Consider the following 23371-nt stretch of genomic DNA (forward strand, 5'->3'; position numbering starts at 1 on the left):
CTACGAATCAGCGAATAAAACCGCGGCTGATCTCGCGAAACAGCTCGGTACCGGCCCGCTCCAGCCACTCGAAGGCGACCATCTCACGCGAGACGATGACCGCCCCGGCACCTTCCATGCGCGCCAGGCCCAGTGCCTTGTCACGCGGCCGACGCGATCCCACTGCCTCGTCGACCACGAACACTTCACGCCCGGCCGCCAGCAGGCCCATTACCGTCTGCAGCACGCAGACATGAGTTTCCGTACCACAGACGATGAACTGCTGGCGCTCACCACCCGGCAAGTCGAACAGCCCCGCCCCTGCGGTCGCCGAGAAATGAATCTTCTCCCTTAGCCCCTCGCCCGGCAGCAGCTCATGCAGGCCTGCCTCGGTGTAGCCCAGCCCCTTGGGATACTGTTCGGTAGCGATCACCGGCACTTGCAGGCGCTGCGCCAAACGCACCAGCCACGAAGCCTGCTCGATCACCGCCGCGCCGCCGTCGATGGCTGGCAGCAGCCGCTCCTGCAGATCGATCACAAGCAGGGTGGAATCCTTCGCTCGCATCAGCATCACTACGCTCCTTCCTTCACCGCAAAACGCGCATCGAGTCGGCTGTAGCCCAGGCCGACGCCCTTGTGCACCCGCAGTTGCACGGGAATACGCTCCTTCATCGCCTCGACATGACTGATCACACCGATGGTCTTGCCGCTGGCATTGAGGTTGTCCAGCGCATCCAGGGCAACCTCCAGCGTCTCGCCGTCCAGCGTGCCGAAGCCTTCATCGAGAAACAGCGAGTCGATGCTGGTCTTATGGCTGACCAGATCGGACAGCGCCAAGGCCAGCGCCAGGCTGACCAGGAAACTCTCTCCACCGGACAGCGTGCGGCAGTCGCGCGCCACGTCGGCCTGCCAGGTGTCGCACACCTCCAGCTCGAGTTCGCCGCTACCCTTGCGCGCCAGCTGGTAGCGGCCGTGCAGGCGCGTCAGTTGGCGGTTGGCCAGGTGGATCAGATGATCGAGGGTCAGGCCCTGGGCGAACTTGCGGAACTTGGCGCCGTCGGCTGAGCCGATCAGGCCGTTGAGCTGTTGCCACAGGCGCTGCTCACTCTCCTGCGCACTGATTTCGGCGAACAGCGCCTGCTGGCTGCTGCGCCGCGTCTCGTCGGCCTGCAACTGCGCGCGCAGCTCGCCCTGACGCTGGCTCAGTGCACGCAATTCGCTCTGCAGTACCTGCAACTGCTCGTCCAGTTCGCCAAGCGCCAGCTCTGTCTGCGGTGTGGCGGCGAGCTGCTGCAGCTGCGCGTCGGCGGCAGCCAACAACGTCGAAGCCTCGGTCAGGGCGCGCTCCACACGTGCCTGCAAAGCCGCCAGACGCTCTCGCTCGCCCTCTTCCAGCAGCGCGGCGAGAAACGCCGCAAGATCGCTGAACGGGCTGGCCGTCAGAGCCGTCAGCCAGTGCTGCTCGGCTTCGCTCGAGCGTTGCTGCAGCTGCAGCAACAAGGTCTGCTGACTCTGCTCGCGGCCGCGCAACGCATCGCTTTCGCGCTGGGCACTGGCCAGGCTGTTGGCGGCCTCATTCAACGCCAGCTGCGGCTGTGCCGATGGCTCGGGTTCAGCCAGCGTCAGCGCACCTTCGTCCTGCCAGCGCTGTTGCCAGTGCCCGGCCTGCGCCTCGGCATCGACGAGCAGGCGCTGCGCCTCGCGCTGCTGCTCCTGCAATTGCTGATCCTGCGCCTGGGCCTGCTGCCAGTCGCGCCATGCCTGCTCCTGCTCGTCCAGCCAGAGGCCAGCGTCCGACGGCAACTCAACAGCAAAGCCCTCGAGACTGCTCAGCAGCATTTGCTCGTGGTACCGAAGCGCCTGCTGCAAACGCTGCAGGTCCTGGCCCTGCTCGGCTTGTCGCACCTGCAGGTTCTCCTCATCACGCGCCAGCAGCGCCTGGCGCTGCTGCGCTTCAGCCAACGCCCGCTCGGCCACTTCACGTGCACCACGCGCCTGTGCCAGTTGCGCCTGCCCGGTCTCGACCGAGGCGAGTCGTGACTGCAAATGCGTCAGGCTCTGCTCATGCTGGCGCTGCAGTTCGCGCAAAGCGGCGCCGTCAGAAAGCTGCAAGGCCTGCTCGGTCAGTTGCTGCTGCCACTGCGCATCCTGCTGAGCGGCCTGCTGGCTCGCCTGCTCCAGTTGCTGCTGAACCTGAGCGATCTGCGTGACCAGCCGGGTCAGTTCGTCACGCAGGGTGCCGCCCTGGCTTTCCAGTTGTGCCAGTTCGTTGCGGCACTGCTCCAGCGCCTGGCGCGTGGCGGAGACGTTGAGCGCCTGATACTGACTGACCGCCGGATGCTCGTGCGAACCACACAACGGGCAGGCTTCGCCCGGCTGCAGCTGGGCACGGTAGGCTTCCAGATCCTGAATGCGCTGCTCCTGCTCCAGCAGCTTCTCCTTGTCGGCCTGCTGTTGCTTGAGCGCCTTGTAACGCTCGCGCAGGCCGGTGATTTCATCGTTCTTGCGGGTGTGCTGTAGCTGCAACTGAGTCAGACGCGGGTTCAACTCGGCGATCTGTGCAGCCGTTTGCTCGCGGCTCTGCGCCAGTTGCTCCAGACGATCCAATACGCGCCCTTGCACTTGCAGTTGCTGCCAACGCTGGCGCAGCCCGGCCTCGTCGCCCTCGCCCAGCAAGGCCTGCAGCTCGCCCTGCTGTCTGGCCTCGCTGGCGCGCGCATCCTCCAGCCGCTTCAGCGCGTCGGCCTGCTGCACACCGAGCTGATCACGCTGATGTTGCAAGGCGGCGAGCTGTTCACCTTCCTGCGCCATGCGTGCGTGCAGTGCCTGTTGCTCCTTAAGCAGTTGCCCGCGCTGATCGAACTGCACACGCCAACTACCCAGAAGCTCGCCCAGGCGTTCCCGTTGCGGCGCAGCGCTCATGCGTGTGCGCAGCGTTTCGCGTTGTTTGACCAGCCCTTGTAGCTCCGTCTGACGCAGGCTCAGGCTTTGCTGGGCATAGCGGCTGGCCAGCCAGAGCTGCTGGTGCTCGCGCTCGGTGCTGTGGCGTCGCTGCTGATGCAGGTCATCCAGCACTTGCTGTGCCTGCTGCCTGTCCTGCTGCGCCTGCTGCCAAGCCAGGTACAACGGCTGCAATCGAGCTGCCGGCTCACTGGCGGCCAGGCGCTGCAGCTCACCGACCGCCTCGTTACGGGCCTGCTGGGCCTGCTCAAGTCCGAGTCGCGCCTGCTCCCGTTGCTGCTCGGCCTGCTGCAGCGCCTCACGCCAACGGCGCTGGCTTTGCAGGGCTTGCTGCCGGGCCAGCAGCGGCGACTCCTCCAAGCTCAGACGCTGCTGCTCGGCCTGCAGCTCGGCGCGCTGCGCTTCGTCGAGCAACTCCATGCCCTGGGCGCGGCTTTTCAGCAGATTGAGTGCCTGTTCGGCAGCCTTGGTACGCTCGTAGACCTGCTGCGAGATCTGCCCATACACCTCAGTGCCGGTCAGCTCCTCCAGCAGCTCGGCACGCTGGTTGGCATTGGCTTCGAGAAACGCCGCAAAGCCGCCCTGGGCCAGCAGCATGGACTTGGTGAAGCGCTCGAAATCGAGACCGGTCAGCTCGGCGGTGAGACTTTCCTTCTCGCGAATCTTGTCGGTGAGGATTTCACCATCGGCGATGCGTGCCAGCTCGACCTTGGGCGCCTGCAACGCACCCTCGACCTTGTCCCGCGCACGGCGCTGGCTCCAGAAGGCGCGATAGCCCTGCCCTTTCACCTCGAATTCCACCTCGGCCAGGCAGTCGGCGGTATGCCGGGTCATCAGCTCGTTGCCACTGGCCGATAGCGTGCTCATACGCGGCGTGCGGTGATACAGGGCCAGACAGATGGCGTCGAGCAAGGTGGTCTTGCCCGCCCCGGTCGGCCCGGTAATGGCGAACAGGCCACTACCGGCGAAAGGCTCGGCGGCGAAGTCGATCTTCCACTCACCCTTGAGGGAATTGAGGTTCTTGAGGCGCAGGCTGAGGATTTTCATGCACAGGTCGTAAGCCGTTGGAGGCGCTCATTCTGGCATATCCCTGTGGGCTAACGGCTCAGTCGCGGCAGTAGCCCTCGCCGCTGCGCACGGTCAGGCAGTTCTGTTTGTCCAGCAGCCATTTCATGCCGGTGGCCTGACCGTCGGTGGCACGCAGGGTCTCCACCACACCGTCGCGCACGAAGACGATCTTCGCCCCCTGCGCACGCCCGACGAAGCGACGCGGGCCGTCGAGGTTGGCGATGGTCAGGCGGTAGTCGGCCGGCGTGCCACTGATATCCAGGTAGGTACCCTCGGGCCCGTTCCAGCGCCCCAACCATTGCTCGGTCACCCTGGCATCAGATACAGGCGCGCTGCCGCAACCGACCAGACCGGAGAAAATGGCCGCTGCCGCAATAGAAAGAGAGAAATTTCGCTGCATGTCCGACTCCGCTGTCGTTCGTTCAAGTAAAGGTTTGAGTGGATGCCAAGACGCTTCGGGCAGCCCGAGCCCTTCAGAGCATCGAGGTGATCCGCAATACGATCAAGTAAACCGCATTAGCGCGCTGGTGGCAGGTGCGTTGAAGCGGCTCTGAGGGTCTCCACGAAAAAGGTCAGACAAAGCAAACAGGAGAAGAATCGGAGTTTACTGCTGCACATGAACATTCTGGTTTGATCTTACAGTTGGCCCCTGAGTCAGCGGTATGGAACAAATCTCTGCGCAAGAAAGCAGGTTGCCGCCCCTGCTCAGAGCGGGTTTCACGGTTTGATAACGATGCGTCCGAGCGGCTTCTCCTTCTCGGCATATTCATGGGCTGCGGCAGCCTCCGATAACGCAAAGGTCCGGTCAATGACGCTGCGAAGACGGCCCGTAGCGACGGCCTTCAACATGCTGTCAACATTCGACCGTACAGTGGACCTCTCGAAAAGAGTCCCCATGAACACGCCCATGAGTGTTTGGTTGGCCTGCATCGGTGACCATAGGTCGGCTGTCAGGCTACCGCCCCCCGCATTGCCGACAAAGACAAGACGCCCCTCATGCGCGAGGGAAGAAAGGGAGGCCTGCAGAGTCTTTCCGACCGGATCGATAACGAGGTCTACGCCTGCGCCCTTCGTGAGCTCATGAACCGCTTCCACCACGTCACAACTAGCACGATCTATTACGTGGTCAGCGCCGAGCTCAATCAAGCGACCTCTGCGTTGCGCACCACTCGCTACAGCGATTACTGTCGCGCCCGATTGTGCAGCGAGCTGAAGAGCAGCCACCCCTACTCCGCCGGCAGCCGCCTGGATGAGAACAGTCTCTCCCCGTTTAAGCGCGCCTCGTGTGAAAAGACAGTGGTAAGCGGTTCCAAACGAGATCGGCACAACTGCAGCATCCGACGCATCCAGGACATCAGGTATGCGCCATGTTCGCGCCTCCGGCACCGACCAGAGTTCCGCATGCGATCCCTGCATATTGAACGCTACGACCCTGTCCCCGACCTTGCGGCTTGTAACGCCCGCCCCGATCTCCATCACGGTGCCGGATGCCGCATAACCAACTACCCAAGATGGATGAGGCGGCGGTGTAGAGCGACGGTTTATCAGATCGCCACCCTCAAGCGAAATGGCCTCGACGGCAATCAGCACATCGCCTGGTTCAACAGCGGGTTTTGGAAGATCGATGTATTTCAGAACACTAGGGACGCCGGCTGTATCGTAGGCTGCTGCTTTCACAAGTTATCTAATCCTCGTCCGAATCAGGCTGTGGATTGATGTGTTCAACTTGCTTCGGTTGAAGCATTTTATCGGCACCAAATCCGTCTCAAGATCTGCCCCGACCACCACATTCCCGGTAGCGAAGCAACCGTGATTCAGATCATCGATCTGTCGACGTTGTTCCATCTGATTTAGCTATGAGCGCCGCCAACGGAAGTCAGCCCTGTGCCACTTCTTGGCGATTACCCTACTGTGCGGGTCCATGGCCAGCCTGGTAGTCGTGTTTCGTGCGTAGCTGTGTTGCTAACGAGCAAAGCGCACCAGGGCAGCTAGGTTCCTGGCAGCGACTCCAGTACCTGCCGATACAACGCTTGCAAGCGCTGACTATCGTCCTCAGCCAGCGCTTCCTGTTGCAGACGGCGCACGAAGACGTCCTCCACCGACAGTTCATCCAGCGTCTCCCGCGCTTCGCTGGCCAGGCTGGCGCTGGCGTTGCCGCGCTCACGGCGGATGCGCAGCACCTCAACCGGATGCCCTTCACACAGGGCGTTGATGCGGCTTTGCAGATCACTCAGGTAATCGTCAGTGCTCACTTGCACTTCCAGCCATACGAGCCGCTCGGGCGTGCCCTGAGCAGCTACTTCGGCGATAGCGCCGGCCAGTTCCTTGAGCGAGCCGCGCAGGCTGGCCATGGGCTGGAAGACCGGCACGGGCAGTGGCGTGATGGACTGCAAGGTGGCGCCCTCGAACGTCAGCAGCAGCACTTCCTTCTGCTGGCGCGCCTCGTCGAAGGACAACGCAATCGGCGAGCCGCTGTAGCGGATATGTTCCAGGCCGCCGACCTTCTGCGGGCGGTGGATATGGCCAAGGGCGATGTAGTCCGCGGGCGGGAAGGCGCTGGTGGGGAAGGCCTCCAGGCTGCCGACGTAGATCTCGCGCACCGACTCACTGGCGCTGGCGCCAACCGTGGTGAGGTGACCGGTGGCAATGATCGGTAGCGTCAGGCCCAGCTCGTCACGCTTGCTCGCCGCCAGCTCGTACAGTGCCCGGTAATGCTCGGCGATGGCTTGCTGCAACGACTGCTGTTTGTCCTGCGCGCTCTGCCCCGCCTGGCTGGCCAGCACGTCGCGCGGACGAATGAAGGGAATGGCGCAGAGAACGGCGCCCGGCTGGCCAGTACGATCATTGAGCACCAGTACCTGTTCGGCCAGATCGACACACACGCTCGGCACCACCTGGGTACCCAGTTGCGCCAGCAGGCTGCGGCTTTCACCGAGCATGGCCGGTGAGTCGTGGTTGCCGCCCAGTACGACCAGGGCGCAGCCGGCGTCGCGCAGCTCAACCACCAGCCGGTAGTACTGCTCGCGGGCGTAACTGGGCGGCGCGCCAGTGTCGAATACGTCGCCAGCGATCAGCAGCACGTCCACGTCGTGCACATGAACCTGTTCCAGCAGCCAGGCGCAAAAGGCCTGGTGTTCGGCCTGCCGAGTCTTGCCCATGAAATGCTGGCCCAGATGCCAGTCGGAGGTGTGCAGGATGCGCATGCGAAAACGACCAAAGCGAAAAACCCGCCTACAGTGCCTGCGCGCCCGCAGGCTGGCAATGCTGCAGTAGCGGATAGACCGATCACATCCGGTTACACAGCCGCAGGCGCTGCGGTTAGTGGCCTGAAGGGCGTTCTTGCACGATCCTGCTGCACATCGGTACGAACCTAGGCCCCGCTCACCAGTCGGAAAAAAATCGCCACCCGTGAGGAGATTTTCCCGATGAGCGCTCTATCCGTTCGTAGCTTCGCCTCCTTCACCCTCCCCGTCGGCTTGTTGGCCAGCCTGGTGATTGGCCCCGCGCAGGCACAACCGCCCAGACTCGACGTCCCCTACGTGCCCACGCCGGAGCCTGTGGTGGCGCATATGCTCCAGTTGGCCGAAATCGGCCCGGACGACTATCTCATCGACCTGGGCTCGGGCGATGGTCGCATCGCCATCTCAGCCGTGCAGGATCACGGTGCCAAAGCGGCCTACGGCATTGATCTGGACCCTGAGCGCATCAGCGAGGCGCAGCAGAACGCCGAACGCGAGGGTGTGGCGGACAAGGTCACGTTCGAGCAGGGCGACCTGTTCCAGAAGGATATTTCCGAGGCCGACGTGCTGACCATGTACCTACTCTCCACGGTCAACATGCGCCTGCGTCCGGTGATTCTCGACACCCTCAAGCCAGGTACTCGGGTGGTGTCGCACGCCTTCAACCTCGGTGACTGGGAGCCTGACCAGAGCGACGTGATCAACGGCAGCTCGGTGTTCCTGTGGATCGTGCCAGCCAAGGTCGCGGGGCAGTGGACTCTCGAACTCGATGGCCGAAATCATCAGGTCGAACTCGACCAGCGCTTCCAGAAGGTGGTTGGCAAGGTCGACGGCCAACCCGACATGCTCAGCGGCCAACTCAAAGGCAACGAACTGCGCTTCACCTTCGACGACAGGCTGTATGTCGGCCAACTCAATGGTGACCGTATCGAAGCGGTGCCGGCCGATGGTGCACAGCAGGGTTGGGTCGCGCGCAGGAGCTAAGCCATGACCTCGCTAGGGTCCTCGCCGCGCGCCGGGCTGTCGGTGGTCGATGCCGTTGCCATGCTGGTCGGCGTGGTGATCGGTGTCGGCATTTTCGGCCTGCCGCCGCTGGTGGCGCAGCATGCCAGCAGCGCCGAGCTGTATCTGGCCCTGTGGCTGGTCGGCGGTCTGGTGATGCTGATCGGCGCGCTGTGTTACGGCGAGCTGGGCGCGGCACATCCGGACCAGGGCGGCGAATACCATTATCTGAGCCTGGCCTGGGGGCCGCAGGTCGGCCTGCTGTTCGCCTGGGCGCGCGGCATGGTGATCCAGACCGGCGCCATCGCCGTGGTCGCATTCATCTATGGTGACTACGCCCAGCGCTTGCTACCACTCGGAGACTATGGCAGCGCCTGGCACGCCGCCCTGGTGGTGGTGGCGCTGACCCTGCTCAATGTGCTCGGCACGCGCGAATCGCGACGCGCCCAGCTGTTCTTCACCAGCGTGACGGTGCTGGCGCTGCTGCTGGTGGTGCTGGCCGGCCTGGTGCTGGCAGAACCGCAGCCGAACACCGCCAGTGCCGTACCTGCCAGCGGCAACCTGGCGGCGATGCTGGGCATGGGCATGGTGTTCGTGCTGCTCACTTATGGCGGCTGGAACGAGGCAGCCTACCTGTCCGGTGAGTTGCGCAACCCGGCGCGCAACATGAGTCGCGTGCTGCTGATTGGCACAGCGCTGGTGACGGCCATCTACCTGCTGGCGAACCTGGTATTTCTCAATATCTTCGGCCTCGACGGCCTGCGCCAGAGCGATGCCGTGGCGGCGGATCTGATGAACATCGTCGCCGGGCCAAGGGCCGAGGCCATGCTGGCAGTCTTTGTCTGCCTGACCGCACTAAGTACCTTGAACGCCACGCTGTTCACCGGTGCGCGGGTCTACTACGCGCTGGGTCGCGACGTGCCGCAACTGGCATTCATCGGTCGCTGGAACGAACGCGGCGCCACCCCGGTACGCGCCTTGCTGCTGCAGTGCGCACTTACCCTGCCGCTGATCCTGTTCGGCGCCCTGAGTGCGAACGGCGTGCAAACCATGGTGGCCTACACCGCACCGGTATTCTGGCTGTTCATGTTTCTCGTCGCGCTGGCGCTGATTCGCCTGCGCCACAGGCACCCCTGGGTGCGGCGGCCATTCAGCGTGCCGCTGTATCCGCTGACGCCGATCCTGTTCGCCCTCACCTGCCTGGGCCTGTTGTATTCCAGCACGCTGTATGCCGGCAGCGGCGCGTTGCTGGGTCTGCTGGTGCTCGGTGCCGGCCTGCCGTTGCTGGCCCTGCAGCGCCCGCAAGCCGTCGAGCAGGGCGAACACGCCGAGTGAGCAGCGCTACATCGCCCAGTCCTTGACCACCACATGGGTCTTGACCTTCTGCATGCCGGGAAACGCCTCGATGGCACCGCGCACCTCGCTCAGGCGCGTCATGCTCGGGGCTTCGATGAACACCAGCATGTCGGTTTCGCCACTGATGCCGCTGCAGTGACGCACCTCGGGCAGGGCGCGCATGCGCTCCACGTAGTCCTCGCAGCGGCGGCCCTGATAGAAGAGTTCGAGAAAGGCCTTCACGCCCGCCTCGCCCGGCTCGGCCACCTGCGCGTGATAACCGCGAATCACCCCGCTGCTTTCCAGATATCGAATCCGCTCGCTGACCGCCGAACGTGACAGGTTGACCTCACGGGCGATCTGGCTGACGGGGGTACGCGCATCGCTGCGCAGCAGAGCGAGGATCTGGCGATCGAACTTGTCCACGGGGCTTCTCGGGCGGCAATCGGATTGACGGTGAAAACCGCCATTTCGTCGGCAAAAGGCGACAGCCTGCAACTGGCTGGCGCCCTACCATGGCGGTATCTGGAAAATGATGAGCATACCCCATGAGTCGATTGAACAAGGAATTGGGCCTGCTGCAGGGCATCGCCCTCCTCAGCACCTCGCTGCTCGGCACAGGCATCTTCGTGGTGCCGGCGCTGGCAGCCACGGCAGCCGGTGAGGCGTCGCTGTGGGCATGGATGATCCTGATTGCCCTGGTGCTGCCGGTGGCGTTCACCTTCGCCCAGTTGGGCAAGCGCTTCCCTCACGCTGGCGGCGCGCCGCACCTGATCGGCCGTGCCTTCGGCCTGCGCATGGAAGGGGTCAGCGCCCTGCTTTTTCTCGCCGTGTTGCCGGTCGGTCTGCCCGCTGCTCTGCATATCGCCAGCGGCTTCTGGCTGGCCCTGTTCAATCTCGATCGTTCCGGCCTGCTGCTCATCGAACTGGCCACACTGGGCGCCATCCTCCTGCTCGGCCAGCGCCCGCCGAAAGCGTCGGGCATGCTGCAGGGGCTGATCGCCGTGGCCATCGTCGCCAGCGTGGCGCTGATCTGGTGGGTCGGCGACCTGCCGCGCGCCAGCCAACCGCTGCTACCGGTGATGGAGGGCCAGTGGCACCTGCTGCCAACGGCGCTGGGGGTAATGTTCTGGTGCTTCGTCGGCATCGAGGCCTTCACCCATCTGGGCGAGGAGTTCAAACACCCCGAACGCGACTTCCCGCTGGCACTGCTGCTCGGCGTGCTGCTGGCCGGCCTGGTGTACTGGGCCTGCTCGGTGGCGGTGCTGAGCTTCGCCACTTACGGCGACGTGCACAGCGACACCACCGCCCTGCCGCGTCTGTTCGAGCAACTGCTGAGCGAGCGCGCCCGTGTCCTGGTAGCGGTGCTCGGTTACCTGGCCTGCTTCGCCTCGATGAACGTGTACATCCAGGGCTTCGCCCGGCTGATCTGGAGCCTGGCCGATGAGGGCCGTCTACCAGCCAGGCTGGCCGTGCGCAACCGCCAGGGCGTACCCGGCAGAGCCTTGCTGCTGGTGGTGATCAGCTGCGCGCTGTGCGCCATGCTCTCGGCCACCTTGAACCTGTCGGTGGACGATCTGATTCGCTACGCCAACGGCAACTTCGTGTTGATCTACCTGCTGAGCATGGCCGCCGGCTGGGTGCTGCTCAGTGGCATCTGGCGCCTGCTGGCCGGGCTCAGTGGGCTGCTCTGTGCCGCGCTACTGGCGATGCTTGGCAGCGATGCGCTGTATTCCTTGGGGCTGCTCGCCGCCCTGCTGCTGTTCAGTCATCTGCGTGCAAGGCACAAGGCGCTGGCGTAATCGATCCACCGCAAACCTGATGGTGGATGAAAGAGTGTCATCCACCATCCAGGGTGACCGTGAGGCGCATGGGGTTCTATCCTTACCCTGAACTCGCTGAAAGGAAGCCCCATGCGCCGCGTACTCAATGACCTGAAAATCATGATCCTGGCCAACCTGTGGATAGTCCCGGTGGTGGCTGGTCTGGTCTGGGCACTGTTCCAGTTCGTCGCGCCGCCACCACCGATGAGCGCCAGCATGGCCACCGGCGCCCAAGGCGGCGCCTACCAGCAGTTTGCCGAACGCCTGAAGGAAGAGCTGGCCAAGGAAGGTTTCGAACTGAATCTGGTGCCGACCTCAGGCTCGCGCGACAACCTGCAACGCCTGCTGGCCAACGATCCGCAAGTGGAGATCGCCCTCGTGCAGAGCGGCCTGGAGCGCCAGCTGACAGCCGAGGAACAGCGTCAGTTGGAAAGCCTGGGGGCGATTTATCAGGAGCCCCTGTGGCTGTTCTTTCGACGTGACGTGGAGCTGGATCGCATTGCCGACCTGCTGCCACTGCGTCTCGGTCTGGGCGGCGAAGGCAGCGGCACCCGGGCCGCCAGTGACGCCATCCTCGGCGCCAATGCCATCGAGCCGGAACAATATCCCGAAAGCTGGCAGAGCATCGGAGGTGGCAAGGCCGCCCGAGCGTTGATGGCCGGCGAACTGGATGCAGCGTTCTTCGTCGGCCCGGCAGAAAACTCACTGGTGCAGCAACTGGCGGCCAACCCGGACATTGCACTGGCGCACTTTCGTCGCGCCGCCGCCTACGAGGCGCGCCTGCCATTCTTCAATCAGGTGAAGGTCGGCGAAGGCCTGCTGGATCTGGCGAGCAATGCGCCGGACCGCGACATCATCACCCTCTCTCCGGTCGCCACCCTGGTGGTCAACGACGACTTCAACCCTGGCCTGGTGCCGCTGTTTCTCGAGGCCAGCCGTGAAGTGATGCGGGGCGGTACCCTGCTCGATGCTGCAGGCACCTTTCCCAGCGCCGAGCCGCGCACCTTCGAGCTGCACAAGGATGCCGGGCATTACTACGACAAGGGCCTGCCGATCCTGCAGCGCTACCTGCCATTTCGCATCGCCTCGCTGGCCGACCGCTACATCATCCTGCTGATCCCCCTGATCGTGGTAATGATCCCGCTGTTCAAGGCTGTCGGCCCCATCTACCAGTGGCGCATTCGCGCGCGCATTTACCGCTGGTACAAGTACCTGCGCGAGATAGACCGCAAGCTGCACGCAGGTTCCTTGCCCGACGAACTGGACAGCGAGATCGAACGCCTGGAGCAGATGGAAGACGAGCTGGCGGCCGTGGAGGTACCACTGTCGTACTCCAACGAGTTGTACGAACTGCACATGCATGTGCGCTACGTGATCGAACGACTGCGCGTATTGCAGCGGCGCCGCGGCGATGGCCCGGAACAGGCATCCTCGGTAGTGCCAAGCCAGGACCGCAGCTAGCCAGGGCAAGCGCCCACGAAAAAGCCCGCGATACGATACACTCGCGGGCTTTTCTTTCGCAGGGTGCGCACAGCAAACGAGGCTATTTGACCCAGTGCTTGCCCCAGTGGGTGATGTCGTAGGCCTGGGCACTGCGCATCATCGTGCGCGAATCCCTGGACGCAGCGATCTCGTCATCGACGATCTTGGTCGACAGCGCCAACCAACTGGCGACGAAGGCCATGGCATCACCATTGACCTCCAGCGCGCGCAGATCGACGTTGCTCAGATCATCGCAGGCTTCGTGATAGCACGGATCGAAAGCTTCGCCCGCCGTGCCACCATAACGGCTGGCCTGCTCGTCGGACTTGACCACCTCTGCCCCGGTGAACAAGCCGCCGAAGGCGATGCCATCGAGGAAGAACTGCGCGTAGTCGGAACGGAAGCTGATCTCGTCGCCTTCGAACGGCAGACCGCGCAGGCGGTAATACTCGCCGAACAGGCGCTCGATCGCGGCTGAGCCGGGCGGACCCTGCAGGCCGAAGTCCGAGCCGTCGCCGTCGTAGATGAAGTAGGCGAAGTTCGGCGAGGCGATCATGTCGAAATTCAGATACGCCTTGATCTTCGCCTTCTCCTCGTCAGGCAGTTGGTTGACGTAGTAGGTCGAGCCCACCAGCCCCGACTCCTCGGCCCCCCACCAGGCGAAACGCAGCTTGTTCTTCGGCTTGGCCTTGGCCATCTGCACGGCCAGCTCCAGCAGCGCGGCGCTGCCCGAACCGTTGTCGTTGATGCCGGCGCCCTCGAACACCGAATCCAGGTGCGCGCCGAGCATCACCACGTTGCCCGCGTTGCCGCGCTTGCTCTCGGCCACCAGGTTGTAGGTCTGGGTCCGCTCGCGCACCACGTCGGTGACCATGCGCACCTGCTGCTCGGCCGTCTGCGCCAGGCTCACGCCCACGTCATAGGTGGTGAACAGCACCGGAATACCGCCGGCATAGGCATCACCCAGGGTAGCGTTGAGCAGGCCCTTGCGGTCCTCGCTGTCGCCCTGATTGAAAATCACCACACCCACGGCGCCAGCGGCGGCGGCGTTTTCGGCCTTGATCTGGAAGTTGCAGGTCCCACGCTGCAGCAGGGCAATGGCGCCAGCCGGGAAAGCGGCGAAATCCTCGGCCTCGCAGCCGCTGCTGGACTGGTTGCCCTCGCCCAGGGCAATGTCCACCGCCGCCACGGGTGCACTGACGTCGCCGGCATCGGTCTGCGACAGGTAGGTGAAGTCCACCTCCCACTCGAACTGCGCCGGGGTCGGCGCCAGGCTCTGCAGCACGCCGGGCCCCTGCGGGTAGAACGCGCTGAATGGGAAGGCCTGGCGGGTGACGTTGTAGCCTGCGCTTTCCAGGGTGCTCTGCACGTAATCGAGCGAGCGCTGGTAACCGGACAGGCCGGCGGCACGGTTGCCGCCATTGGCCAGAGCGATGTCATTGAACATCTGCAGGTGGGTCATGCTGTTGGCGGCCTGCATGCAGCGCGGCAGCAACAACGGCGTTGCACTCAGCACAGCAGAACGGCACTCCGCCGGCCCGAGCCGGGTGGGGCTCCAGAACTGATCGAACAGCTCGGTGACATCGAGCCCCTTGGCCGCAGTAGCCTGCCCTGAAATGGCCGCCAGCACGGCGGCGCCCAGTAGACGGCGTTTATTGGTCTTGTTGCGCATGTAATCCTCCAATCCATATTTGGAGATCGAGAAGAGCGGCAGCGCTTGTGGCGCCACCGCGGTGCGTCCCTTTACTGCGTCGTTTGGACGAGAAAGACGCTAGCCTGAGTAGTGCAATAGCGCGAATCGAAAACCGTATTTTTTGCAGAAAATAGAGATCTATCACTGCAGATGCCAGCAATTAGCCAGCAAAGATCTACCCAACCGCAGCGCCCCCGGCATCACGTGCCGATGTCAGGTAGACTTTGCCCATGCCGCTGCGCCAACGACGCGAGCACTCACTCGCCCGGCAACACAGCCAACTCCATCGCGAAACCGCCAAAGACCGAAGCCCCATGCCGATCCGCCACTGCATCGTCCACCTGATCGACAAGAAACCCGACGGCAGCCCCGCCGCACTCCACGCCCGCGACAGCGAACTGGCCGCATCCGCAGCCATGGAAAATCTGCTGGCCGACCTCAACGAGAGCTACAACGCCAAACAAGGCAAAGCCTGGGGCCTGTTCCACGAAGAATCCGGCGCCTACCCGTTCAGCGGCTGGCTCAAGGCGTACCTCGATGGCGAGCAGGACTTCACCGCCTTCAGCCGCCAGGCCGTCGAGCATCTGCAGAAGCTGATGGAAGAATCCAACCTCTCCACCGGCGGCCACGTGCTCTTGGCCCATTATCAGCAAGGCATGACCGACTACCTGGCCATCGCCCTGCTGCACCACAGCGAAGGCGTAGCGGTGACCGACGCGCTGGATGTGACCCCGGCCAAGCACCTCGATCTGAGCCAGCTGCACCTGGCCGCGCGCATCAACATCAGCGAGTGGCAGAACAACAAGCAGTCCAAGCAGTACATCTCCTTCATCAAGGGCAAGAACGGCAAGAAGGTCTCGGATTACTTCCGTGACTTCATCGGCTGCCAGGAAGGCGTCGACGGCCCGGGCGAGACCCGCACCCTGCTCAAGGCCTTCAGCGATTTCGTAGAGAGCGAAGACCTGCCGGAAGAACAGGCGCGCGAGAAGACCAAGACCCTAGTCGGTTATGCCAGCGGCCAGGCCAAGCTGGGCGAACCGATCACCCTGGAAGAACTGTCCGGGCTGATCGACGAAGAGCGCCCCAAGGCCTTCTATGAACATATCCGCAACAAGGACTACGGCATGGCCCCGGAATTTCCGGCGGACAAGCGCACCCTCAGCCAGTTCCAGCGTTTCACCGGGCGTGCCGAGGGCCTGTCGATCAGTTTCGAGGCCCATTTGCTGGGCTCGAAGATCGAGTACGACGAGGGCCGCGACATGCTGATCATTCGTCAGCTGCCGACCCAGTTGAAGGATCAGCTCAAGCGTCGTCAGGATTGATGCATTTGTAGGGTGGGCGCCGGCCTACCTTACAAGGCCAAGATCGTTTTGGTGGGCTGAAGCCCGCCCTACGAGCCACGGGCTGATATGGCGGTATGACCTGGCGCGGTTTACCCTGAGATGACCGCGCCATCACACAAGGATGCGAAACCATGAAGACGATTGTGCTGCTGCTCGCCGCCCTGGCTCTGTGGCAGAACTGGGACAAGGTCGACCGCTGGCTCAGCCCGCCGCAGGCCGGTAACGCCAGCGGCGAGATCGTGCTCTACGCCACCACCTGGTGCGGCTACTGCGCCAAGACCCGCGAACTGTTCGCCGAGGATGGCGTCGCTTACCGCGAAGTGGATATCGAAAAGGACAGCGCCGGCCGCGCCCAGTACCAGGCGCTCGGCGGCCGCGGCGTGCCGGTGATCGACCTGCGCGGGCAGGTCATTCACGGTTACGACGTGCGCGCCATCCGCGCCGCCTACTGACAGACGGCGCGAGACGCCTCAGCGCGCCTCGATACGGAACCCCAGGCGCGGGAAGTGCACGTGTACGACGCCGGCACGCTCATCCTCACGACGCAGAATCAGCTCGTCGCGCCCGGCATGCAGCAACTCGCCATGCACCGGGTCGACACCATAGTCCACCGCGGCGATGCTCACCGCCTGGCCAGCTTTGAAACCATTGGGGTCGACGAAATCCTCGTTTGGCAGCACTGCCGGAGTCGCTTCACGCGCCACCGCGATCGCCTGTTCGCTGCTCATCTCGCTCAACGAACCATGGCCGAAGCCGAGCACACGGCCAAGCCAGGCAGCAACCTCCGGGTAATCGTCGATCAGCGGTGAGGTGACCGGCGTACCGCGCAGGAACCACAGGCAATGGGCCACGGAAAAATCGGCGAGCGACGGTTCACCGAAGAGGAAATCGCCCTGCTCGCGCTGCAACTGGCGCTGCAATGCGCCCATTAGCGCCGGCCATTGATGCTTGGCCTGCTCCAACGGCAGGCGGCTCGCCGTACCACCGGAAAACAGTGCGCCACGGTCGGCGGCGAAGGCCTTGGCGAACTCCGGCGGCACCTTGGCGAAGCGCAACGCCATCGACTCGGGTTGGAACACCAGCGCCACAGCATGCTGGAACAAGACCGAGTCGGCCCACTGCGCCAGCAGGCTGACATTGAACTCCTGACCTTCGGGCAGCAGCGCCGGGGTTGCCTTCTCGGCTTCCAGGCGGCGAGCGATCAGCGCGGTATCGCAATAGATGTCGGCGCCAACCTGCAGCACCGGGGTCTTGCGGTAGCCACCGGTCAGCGCGGTGAGATCGGGCTTGGGCATCAGTGGCGGAATCATCACCGAACGCCAGGACAGTTGCTTGAAGCCCAGCATCAGGCGGGCCTTCTCGGCGAACGGCGAGGTCGGGTAGTGATGAAGGATCAACTCATGCATGGCGCGCTCCGCGTCGGCTCAAAAGTCCTCAGCTTACCCGCGCGACACCTGCACGCAACCGCCTCAGGCTGATGAACCGCCATCAACGGCCAGAATGAGCGCTTCTTTGGCGCTTTTGCTCAGGCGCTTGATCGCCCGTTCACGGCGCAACGCATCACCTTTGCCGGCACAGGCTTCGACGTAGGCCAGCGCCAGCGCTGGGCTGGTATGGAAGAACCGGGCACCCTTGCCGCTCTGGTGCTGGACGAAACGCCGCTGCGGGTCATCGCTGATGCCGCAATACAGTGCGCCATTGGCGGCGCGCACCAGATAGACGAACCAGGCCTTTTCGACTGCTACATTCATCCGCGCGCGGGAAACCACTCACGTGCCGAGCGCCACAGGCACATGCCGACGAAGTAGGCCGAAGCCAACCACCAGAGCGCCAGCAGCCAGAACTGATTGACCGGGTACTGCAGGATCAGCAGCGCGCTGGAGAGCATCCAGACGAAGGTCACCAGGATGTTCAGCGGCATGAACTGACGCACGCGGAACGGGTGCAGGAACTTCATCTTGGTCAGGGTCAGGCCGGCCAGCAGGACGATAATGGCCAAGGTGATCCAGGGATGCACGTCGAGGATGTAGAAATACAACACGACCACGTTCCACGCCGCCGGGAAGCCGACGAAGTAGTTGTCCTTGCTCTTCATGTTCAGGTTGCAGAAGCAGAACAGCGAAGACAGCAGAATCAGGCCCACGGCGAACAGCGGCGTGTAATCCGGCAGGGGGATGAAGCGGTAAAGAAAGATGGCGGGGATGAATACGTAGGTCAGGTAATCGATCACCAGGTCGAGAGTCGAGCCGTCGAAATGCGGCAGCACACCTTTGACGTCATAGCGGCGCGCCAGCGAGCCGTCCAGACCGTCGACCAGCAGCGCCAGGCCGAGCCACAACAGGCATTGCTTGGGTTGACCGTCGAGTACGGCCAGCAATGCCAACAGGGCGAGGATCACACCGCTGGCGGTAACAGCATGGACCCCCCAGGCTTTGGCCTGTTTTACGGCAACGATCAATTCGGTCACGGCAGGTCTCGATTGGCAGTGGAGGTGCGGCACCCGGTGTGCGCACTCTTTATTGAAGGCTAAGACCGGCTAGCCTACCACTGCGTTCCTTCGCCCGCCTCAGCGCGTGCCACGAAACTGGGCCAGCCCGCGTGCCGCCTGTCGACGAATGGCAGCCTGAACCGGTGGTGCCCACCCCAGCAGAAACCCTTTGCCACCTAGCGCCTGACGTGCCCAGCGCCATAGATCGAAGTGATCGCGGTGCTCGACGATGAGCCCGTCGCGAAACACGAAGCGCGCCTGAATATGGTTGACCACCTGACGACCGGTGGCACTGAAACGGTAGCTGGCGACCCAGCGCGCGCTGCCAACATGATCGTCGGCGTGCACCGAGTCGAAGGTCAGCGAGAAGTCTTCGGCGCGACTGCACAGCATGCGCCACATATCGCCCGCCTCCGCGCCCTGCAGGTCGACGAAGACCGGGTCGGAGAAACGCACGTCCTTGGCGTAACAGCCAGTCATGGTCTCGGCATCGAGCTTCTGGAAAGCACGGTAGAAACGCTGGATCAACTCGGCGTTGGCATGGCTCATGGTTCGCTCCTGCGTATTTGTTGGCGATGACAGCGGTGCGCTTGGCACACCCTACGGCTCGATGGTGAATGCAGCCTAGTCTGGGCCCAGGCGGATGATGTGGCGATTGGCTATAAGGACAACTTTGTGTCAATAATCGCCAACCCAATTCAGGTCACTGTCATGCTGCGCATCGCCTTGTACGTCTGCCCGCAAACCATCTGCTCCAGCCTGAGCATGGCGCAGGATGCCTTCAGCCTGGCCAATCGCCTGGCCGGCGCGCCCCGTTTTCAGTTGCAGCGCTTCAGCCTTGGCGGCCAGCCCGTGCAGTTGGAGTTCGCACAGATTCTGGTCGATGGAGGCCTTGAGCTGGCCGAGCAGGCCGACCTGCTGATCGTTCCCGCCACCGGCAGCGCCGTCACCCGTACGCTGGAGAGCAACGCCAAGCTGCTGCCCTGGCTGGCCCAACGTGATCAGCAACAGGTGGCGAGTCTGTGCAGCAGCGCCTTCCTGCTGGCGGCTGCCAGCCTGCTCGATGGGCGCCAGGCGACCACCCACTGGGCATTGGCCGATTCGTTTTCCCGCCTATTCCCCCGAGTGAACCTGCGCAGTGACCTGCTGCTGACCGAGGACGGCCCCTTGTTCTGCTCCGGTGGTGCTCAGGCCGGGCTCGACCTGTGCCTGCACCTGATTGCCCTGCATGCCGGCGAATGGCTGGTGCAACAGGTGGCCAGTGCGATGGTGATCGAGCGTCAGCGCGGTACGCAGATGCGTTTCGCCCCGCTGCTGCCCAGCAGCGAGGACAAGTCCCTCGCCCCACTGCTGGCCTGGCTACGCGAACATCACGCCGAGACAATCGACCTCAATCGTTTGGCACAACAAGCCCATTGCTCGGCGCGTACCCTGCTACGCCGTTTCAAACAGGCCACCGGGCTGACCCCAGGCGATTACCTGCAGCGCCTGCGTATCAGTCTGGCGCAGCAGGCACTGGCCGACTCGGCGCAGTCGCTGGAGCAGGTCGCCAGTCAGGTCGGGTTCGCCGACCGCGCCACCTTCGCCAAGCGCTTCAAGCAGTTGTGCGGGGAAACGCCGGGCGCCTTCCGCAAGCGCATGCGGCGCCACTAGGCACCCAAGGTGTCCGATGGCTGATGCCAATCAAAGCGGCTTTTCGTAGGAGCCCCGCCCCGGGGCGAAGCTTTCGAATGCACGCCGCCCCGGTTCGCGGCGGGGCCCGCTCCTACAGATTGGTGGCACAGCCGCCAGAGGGAGCGGCACCGGCAACGAAAAAGGGAGCCCGAAGGCTCCCTGATCCATGGCGCAGTGCCGGCTCAGTGCAGGATCTGACTGAGGAACAGCTTGGTGCGCTCGTTCTGCGGGTTGGTGAAGAAGGCGTTCGGCTCGGCCTCCTCGACGATCTCGCCCTTGTCCATGAAGATCACGCGGTTGGCCACGGTACGGGCAAAACCCATCTCGTGGGTCACACAGAGCATGGTCATGCCGTCTTCGGCCAGACCGATCATGGTGTCGAGCACCTCTTTCACCATCTCCGGGTCGAGGGCCGAGGTCGGCTCATCGAACAGCATGATCTTCGGCTTCATGCACAGCGCGCGGGCAATCGCCACACGCTGCTGCTGACCGCCGGAGAGCTGGCCCGGAAACTTGTTGGCCTGCTCGGGGATACGCACGCGCTCGAGAAAGTGCATGGCAATTTCCTCGGCCTGACGCTTGGGCATCTTGCGTACCCACATCGGCGCCAGGGTGCAGTTCTGCAGCACGGTCAGGTGCGGGAACAGGTTGAAGTGCTGGAACACCATACCCACTTCACGGCGAATCGCTTCGATGTGCTTGAGGTCGCTGGTCAATTCGGTGCCATCGACCACGATGCGCCCCTGCTGGTGTTCTTCCAGACGATTGATGCAACGAATGGTGGTGGACTTGCCCGAACCGGACGGCCCACAGAGCACGATACGCTCGCCCTGCTGCACGCTCAGGTTGATGTCCTTGAGCACATGGAACTGGCCGTACCACTTGTTCACACCCTGCAGCAGGATCATCGGCTCGGCGCTGGGTTGTTTGATTGCTTCACTCATGACTCACTCCTAACGCTTGTGGCCGGTATCCAGCTTCCGCTCGAGATGCAGCGAATAGCGGGACATGCCGAAACAGAAAATCCAGAAGACCAACGCGGCGAACACATAACCTTCGGTAGCCATACCCAGCCATGCCGGGTCGGTGGTCGCCTGCTTGATGCTGTTGAGCAGATCGAACAGGCCGATGATGATCACCAGACTGGTGTCCTTGAACAGGGCGATGAAGACGTTGACGATGCCCGGAATCACCAGCTTCAGCGCCTGCGGCAGGATCACCAGGCCCATCATCCGCCAGTAGCCCAGGCCCATGGCCGCGGCCGCCTCGTACTGCCCTTTGGGAATGGCCTGCAGACCACCGCGCACCACTTCGGCGATGTAGGCGGACTGGAACAGGATCACCCCGATCAGCGCCCGCATCAGCTTGTCGAAATGCATGCCCTCGGGCAGGAACAACGGCAGCATCACCGAGGACATGAACAGCACGGTGATCAGCGGTACACCGCGCCAGAACTCGATGAAGGTGACGCAGATGACCTTGATCGCCGGCAGGTTGGAACGTCGCCCCAATGCCAGCAGGATACCCAGCGGCAAGGCACCGGTGATGCCAACGGAGGCGATCACCAGGGTCAGCATCAGGCCGCCCCACTGGCTGGTGGATACGACGCTCAGGCCGAATACGCCGCCGTGCAGCAGGCACCAGGCGATCACCGGATAGATCACCAGAAAGCCCAGGCCGTAGAACGCCTTGCGCGGCATCTGCGGCACGAACAGCGGCGCCGCGCCGACGATTGCCAGCCACAGCGTGGCGTCCACGCGCCAGCGCAGTTCGCTGGGGTAGAAGCCGTACATGAACTGACCGAAACGCTGTTGGATGAACACCCAGCACGCGCCTTCCTTGGTGCAGTCAGCGCGGGTGCTGCCCACCCAGTTGGCATCGATGATCGCCCACTGCAGCAGCGGAGGTACCACCAGCCAGATCAGATAAAGCGCGAAGAGGGTCAACAGGCTGTTGAACCAGTTGGAAAACAGGTTGGCCTTGAGCCAGCCCACTGCACCGACGCTCAGGCGTGGCGGCGGCAGGTCCGGTTTGAATGTATGAGTCTGCATGGCTGCTCCTTACCGCTCAGTCAGCGCGATGCGCTTGTTGTACCAGTTCATCAGCAGGGAGATGCTGATGCTGATGGCCAGATACACGCTCATGGTGATGGCGATCACCTCGATGGCCTGGCCGGTCTGGTTGAGCACGGTACCGGCGAACAGCGAAACCATGTCCGGGTAGCCGATACCGGCGGCCAAGGAAGAGTTCTTCGCCAGGTTGAGGTACTGACTGGTCAGTGGCGGAATGATCACGCGCAATGCCTGCGGGATGATCACCAGACGCAGGGTGATGCCCGGACGCAACCCAAGCGAGCGCGCCGCTTCGGTCTGACCATGGCTGACCGCCATGATCCCGGAGCGGACGTTCTCGGCGATGAAAGCCGCGGTGTAGATGGTCAGCGCCAGGGTCAGCGCCATCAGCTCGGGGATCATCACCCAGCCGCCACGGAAGTTGAAACCGGTCAACTCCGGCACGCTCCACACCAGCGGGTTACCACCGATCAGCACGGTGAGGCCAGGGATGACGACGATCAGCGCCAGCGAGGTCCACAACAGCGGGAAGATCTGGCCAGTGGCCTCGCGGCGCTTCTTGGCCCAGCGTCCCAAGGCGATGATGCCGACGATGGTCGCCAGCACTACCACCGCGAACAGGCCGAAACTCTCCGAAGGGCCAGGCGCCGGCATGTACAGACCGCGACTGTTGAGGAAGAAGATTTCACCCACATCCAGGCTCTGCCGAGGACCAGGCAGGGCAAGAAATACCGCGAAATACCAGAAGAGGATCTGCAGCAACGGCGGAATGTTGCGGAAAATCTCGATGTAAACGGTGGCCAACTTGCTGATCAGCCAGTTGGGCGATAGCCGCGCCACACCCAACAGAAAGCCAAGGATGGAGGCCAGCACGATACCGATAAAAGACACCAGCAGGGTATTGAGCAAGCCGACCAGGAACACACGGGCGTAGCTGTCGCTTTCCGTGTAGTCGATCAGATGCTGGGCAATACCGAAACCGGCGCTGTTATTGAGAAAAGCGAAGCCGGAAATGATCCCGCGCTTCTCCAGATTAGCCTGGGTGTTCTGGAAGAGAAACCAGCCGAGCGCCACAACGGCGATAACGGCAATGATCTGGAAAGCCCAAGCACGCACCTGCGGATCGTTCAGAAGCGATCCTCGCGGGCGCGGGGCATTAGCAGTCGTGTGCATGACAACCCTCACGGAAGCCCCGGCCGCACGCAAGCCGGC

Annotated in this window: 21 protein-coding genes; 7 read left to right on the forward strand and 14 right to left on the reverse strand. The window is 63.3% G+C overall.

The window, feature by feature from the left end:
* Positions 1-7 precede the first annotated feature (7 nt).
* The 5 genes from JWV26_RS04505 to sbcD all read right to left on the reverse strand — a co-directional run bounded on the left by JWV26_RS04505 (position 8) and on the right by sbcD (position 7211).
* A complete protein-coding gene (locus JWV26_RS04505; protein ID WP_206418487.1) occupies positions 8-550 on the reverse strand; it encodes a hydrolase in 543 nt (180 codons plus the stop codon).
* A gap of 2 nt (positions 551-552) precedes the next feature.
* On the reverse strand, positions 553-3987 hold the full coding sequence (locus JWV26_RS04510; RefSeq protein ID WP_206418488.1) for an AAA family ATPase: 3435 nt from the start codon (positions 3985-3987) through the stop codon (positions 553-555).
* Positions 3988-4045: 58 nt separating this feature from the next.
* On the reverse strand, positions 4046-4408 hold the full coding sequence (locus tag JWV26_RS04515) for a hypothetical protein (protein ID WP_206418489.1): 363 nt from the start codon (positions 4406-4408) through the stop codon (positions 4046-4048).
* Between the two features lie 317 nt (positions 4409-4725).
* The gene (locus tag JWV26_RS04520; protein ID WP_206418490.1) at positions 4726-5685 is read right to left on the reverse strand and encodes a quinone oxidoreductase family protein; all 960 of its coding nucleotides are present in this window, start codon (positions 5683-5685) and stop codon (positions 4726-4728) included.
* Positions 5686-5996: 311 nt separating this feature from the next.
* Positions 5997-7211 (reverse strand): exonuclease subunit SbcD, encoded by a 1215-nt coding sequence (sbcD, locus tag JWV26_RS04525; protein ID WP_206418491.1) that lies wholly within the window; start codon positions 7209-7211, stop codon positions 5997-5999.
* A 222-nt stretch (positions 7212-7433) separates the two neighbouring features.
* On the opposite strand from sbcD, the gene JWV26_RS04530 reads away from it, so the two are divergent.
* Positions 7434-8231, forward strand: coding sequence for an SAM-dependent methyltransferase (locus tag JWV26_RS04530; protein ID WP_206418492.1), 798 nt, complete (start codon positions 7434-7436; stop codon positions 8229-8231).
* A 3-nt stretch (positions 8232-8234) separates the two neighbouring features.
* Entirely contained in the window at positions 8235-9584 is a 1350-nt protein-coding gene (locus JWV26_RS04535) for an APC family permease (protein ID WP_206418493.1), read from the forward strand.
* A gap of 6 nt (positions 9585-9590) precedes the next feature.
* Here the strand turns inward: JWV26_RS04535 and JWV26_RS04540 are convergent, their stop codons facing one another.
* Positions 9591-10010 (reverse strand): Lrp/AsnC family transcriptional regulator, encoded by a 420-nt coding sequence (locus JWV26_RS04540; RefSeq protein ID WP_206418494.1) that lies wholly within the window; start codon positions 10008-10010, stop codon positions 9591-9593.
* Positions 10011-10132: 122 nt separating this feature from the next.
* On the opposite strand from JWV26_RS04540, the gene yjeH reads away from it, so the two are divergent.
* Together yjeH and JWV26_RS04550 are read left to right on the forward strand one after the other, a co-directional pair.
* On the forward strand, positions 10133-11386 hold the full coding sequence (gene yjeH / locus JWV26_RS04545; RefSeq protein WP_206418495.1) for an L-methionine/branched-chain amino acid transporter: 1254 nt from the start codon (positions 10133-10135) through the stop codon (positions 11384-11386).
* Positions 11387-11497: 111 nt separating this feature from the next.
* Positions 11498-12868 carry a TAXI family TRAP transporter solute-binding subunit gene (locus JWV26_RS04550; RefSeq protein ID WP_206418496.1) on the forward strand — a complete coding sequence of 457 codons (1371 nt, stop codon included), beginning with the start codon at positions 11498-11500 and terminating at the stop codon, positions 12866-12868.
* A gap of 82 nt (positions 12869-12950) precedes the next feature.
* Here JWV26_RS04550 and JWV26_RS04555 read toward each other — a convergent pair whose 3' ends face one another.
* Positions 12951-14561 carry a M28 family metallopeptidase gene (locus JWV26_RS04555; RefSeq protein ID WP_074917760.1) on the reverse strand — a complete coding sequence of 537 codons (1611 nt, stop codon included), beginning with the start codon at positions 14559-14561 and terminating at the stop codon, positions 12951-12953.
* A gap of 335 nt (positions 14562-14896) precedes the next feature.
* Between JWV26_RS04555 and yejK the strand changes: the two genes are divergently transcribed.
* On the forward strand, positions 14897-15904 hold the full coding sequence (gene yejK / locus JWV26_RS04560; protein ID WP_074917758.1) for a nucleoid-associated protein YejK: 1008 nt from the start codon (positions 14897-14899) through the stop codon (positions 15902-15904).
* Between the two features lie 152 nt (positions 15905-16056).
* On the forward strand, positions 16057-16377 hold the full coding sequence (locus JWV26_RS04565; protein WP_206418497.1) for a glutaredoxin family protein: 321 nt from the start codon (positions 16057-16059) through the stop codon (positions 16375-16377).
* Between the two features lie 18 nt (positions 16378-16395).
* Here JWV26_RS04565 and JWV26_RS04570 read toward each other — a convergent pair whose 3' ends face one another.
* From JWV26_RS04570 to JWV26_RS04585, 4 genes are all read right to left on the reverse strand, one after another.
* Complete coding sequence (locus JWV26_RS04570) at positions 16396-17331, reverse strand: glutathione S-transferase family protein (protein ID WP_206418498.1); 936 nt, start codon at positions 17329-17331, stop codon at positions 16396-16398.
* 63 nt (positions 17332-17394) lie between these two features.
* Positions 17395-17676, reverse strand: coding sequence for a GIY-YIG nuclease family protein (locus JWV26_RS04575; RefSeq protein ID WP_072426103.1), 282 nt, complete (start codon positions 17674-17676; stop codon positions 17395-17397).
* Complete coding sequence (gene pcsA, locus JWV26_RS04580; protein WP_074917743.1) at positions 17673-18392, reverse strand: phosphatidylcholine synthase; 720 nt, start codon at positions 18390-18392, stop codon at positions 17673-17675. The genes JWV26_RS04575 and pcsA overlap by 4 nt, the downstream gene beginning before the upstream one ends.
* A gap of 99 nt (positions 18393-18491) precedes the next feature.
* Complete coding sequence (locus JWV26_RS04585; protein ID WP_206418499.1) at positions 18492-18962, reverse strand: nuclear transport factor 2 family protein; 471 nt, start codon at positions 18960-18962, stop codon at positions 18492-18494.
* Positions 18963-19124: 162 nt separating this feature from the next.
* Here JWV26_RS04585 and JWV26_RS04590 point away from each other — a divergent pair, with 162 nt between their 5' ends.
* The gene (locus JWV26_RS04590) at positions 19125-20066 is read left to right on the forward strand and encodes a GlxA family transcriptional regulator (protein WP_206418500.1); all 942 of its coding nucleotides are present in this window, start codon (positions 19125-19127) and stop codon (positions 20064-20066) included.
* A 203-nt stretch (positions 20067-20269) separates the two neighbouring features.
* On the opposite strand, the gene JWV26_RS04595 is transcribed toward JWV26_RS04590, so the two are convergent.
* From JWV26_RS04595 to JWV26_RS04605, 3 genes are read right to left on the reverse strand one after another with little or no spacing between them, the layout of a single operon-like run.
* Positions 20270-21031, reverse strand: a complete 762-nt coding sequence (locus tag JWV26_RS04595) for an amino acid ABC transporter ATP-binding protein (RefSeq protein ID WP_017675242.1) — start codon at positions 21029-21031, stop codon at positions 20270-20272.
* Between the two features lie 9 nt (positions 21032-21040).
* Positions 21041-22138, reverse strand: a complete 1098-nt coding sequence (locus JWV26_RS04600; RefSeq protein ID WP_017675243.1) for an amino acid ABC transporter permease — start codon at positions 22136-22138, stop codon at positions 21041-21043.
* A 9-nt stretch (positions 22139-22147) separates the two neighbouring features.
* Entirely contained in the window at positions 22148-23332 is a 1185-nt protein-coding gene (locus JWV26_RS04605; RefSeq protein WP_167363352.1) for an amino acid ABC transporter permease, read from the reverse strand.
* Between the last annotated feature and the right edge of the window lie 39 nt (positions 23333-23371).

The sequence above is a fragment of the Ectopseudomonas toyotomiensis genome (genome assembly GCF_017167985.1).
In the GTDB taxonomy this organism is placed as follows: Bacteria; Pseudomonadota; Gammaproteobacteria; order Pseudomonadales; family Pseudomonadaceae; genus Aquipseudomonas; species Aquipseudomonas toyotomiensis.

Bases quoted from the DNA above. Each gene is read 5' to 3' on its own strand.
- JWV26_RS04505 (WP_206418487.1), bottom strand. From the start codon at position 550: ATGCTGATGCGAGCGAAGGATTCCACCCTGCTTGTGATCGATCTGCAG.
- JWV26_RS04510 (WP_206418488.1), bottom strand. From the start codon at position 3,987: ATGAAAATCCTCAGCCTGCGCCTCAAGAACCTCAATTCCCTCAAGGGT.
- JWV26_RS04515 (WP_206418489.1), bottom strand. From the start codon at position 4,408: ATGCAGCGAAATTTCTCTCTTTCTATTGCGGCAGCGGCCATTTTCTCC.
- sbcD (WP_206418491.1), bottom strand. From the start codon at position 7,211: ATGCGCATCCTGCACACCTCCGACTGGCATCTGGGCCAGCATTTCATG.
- JWV26_RS04530 (WP_206418492.1), top strand. From the start codon at position 7,434: ATGAGCGCTCTATCCGTTCGTAGCTTCGCCTCCTTCACCCTCCCCGTC.
- JWV26_RS04535 (WP_206418493.1), top strand. From the start codon at position 8,235: ATGACCTCGCTAGGGTCCTCGCCGCGCGCCGGGCTGTCGGTGGTCGAT.
- yjeH (WP_206418495.1), top strand. From the start codon at position 10,133: ATGAGTCGATTGAACAAGGAATTGGGCCTGCTGCAGGGCATCGCCCTC.
- JWV26_RS04550 (WP_206418496.1), top strand. From the start codon at position 11,498: ATGCGCCGCGTACTCAATGACCTGAAAATCATGATCCTGGCCAACCTG.
- JWV26_RS04555 (WP_074917760.1), bottom strand. From the start codon at position 14,561: ATGCGCAACAAGACCAATAAACGCCGTCTACTGGGCGCCGCCGTGCTG.
- yejK (WP_074917758.1), top strand. From the start codon at position 14,897: ATGCCGATCCGCCACTGCATCGTCCACCTGATCGACAAGAAACCCGAC.
- JWV26_RS04565 (WP_206418497.1), top strand. From the start codon at position 16,057: ATGAAGACGATTGTGCTGCTGCTCGCCGCCCTGGCTCTGTGGCAGAAC.
- JWV26_RS04570 (WP_206418498.1), bottom strand. From the start codon at position 17,331: ATGCATGAGTTGATCCTTCATCACTACCCGACCTCGCCGTTCGCCGAG.
- JWV26_RS04575 (WP_072426103.1), bottom strand. From the start codon at position 17,676: ATGAATGTAGCAGTCGAAAAGGCCTGGTTCGTCTATCTGGTGCGCGCC.
- JWV26_RS04585 (WP_206418499.1), bottom strand. From the start codon at position 18,962: ATGAGCCATGCCAACGCCGAGTTGATCCAGCGTTTCTACCGTGCTTTC.
- JWV26_RS04590 (WP_206418500.1), top strand. From the start codon at position 19,125: ATGCTGCGCATCGCCTTGTACGTCTGCCCGCAAACCATCTGCTCCAGC.
- JWV26_RS04595 (WP_017675242.1), bottom strand. From the start codon at position 21,031: ATGAGTGAAGCAATCAAACAACCCAGCGCCGAGCCGATGATCCTGCTG.
- JWV26_RS04600 (WP_017675243.1), bottom strand. From the start codon at position 22,138: ATGCAGACTCATACATTCAAACCGGACCTGCCGCCGCCACGCCTGAGC.
- JWV26_RS04605 (WP_167363352.1), bottom strand. From the start codon at position 23,332: ATGCACACGACTGCTAATGCCCCGCGCCCGCGAGGATCGCTTCTGAAC.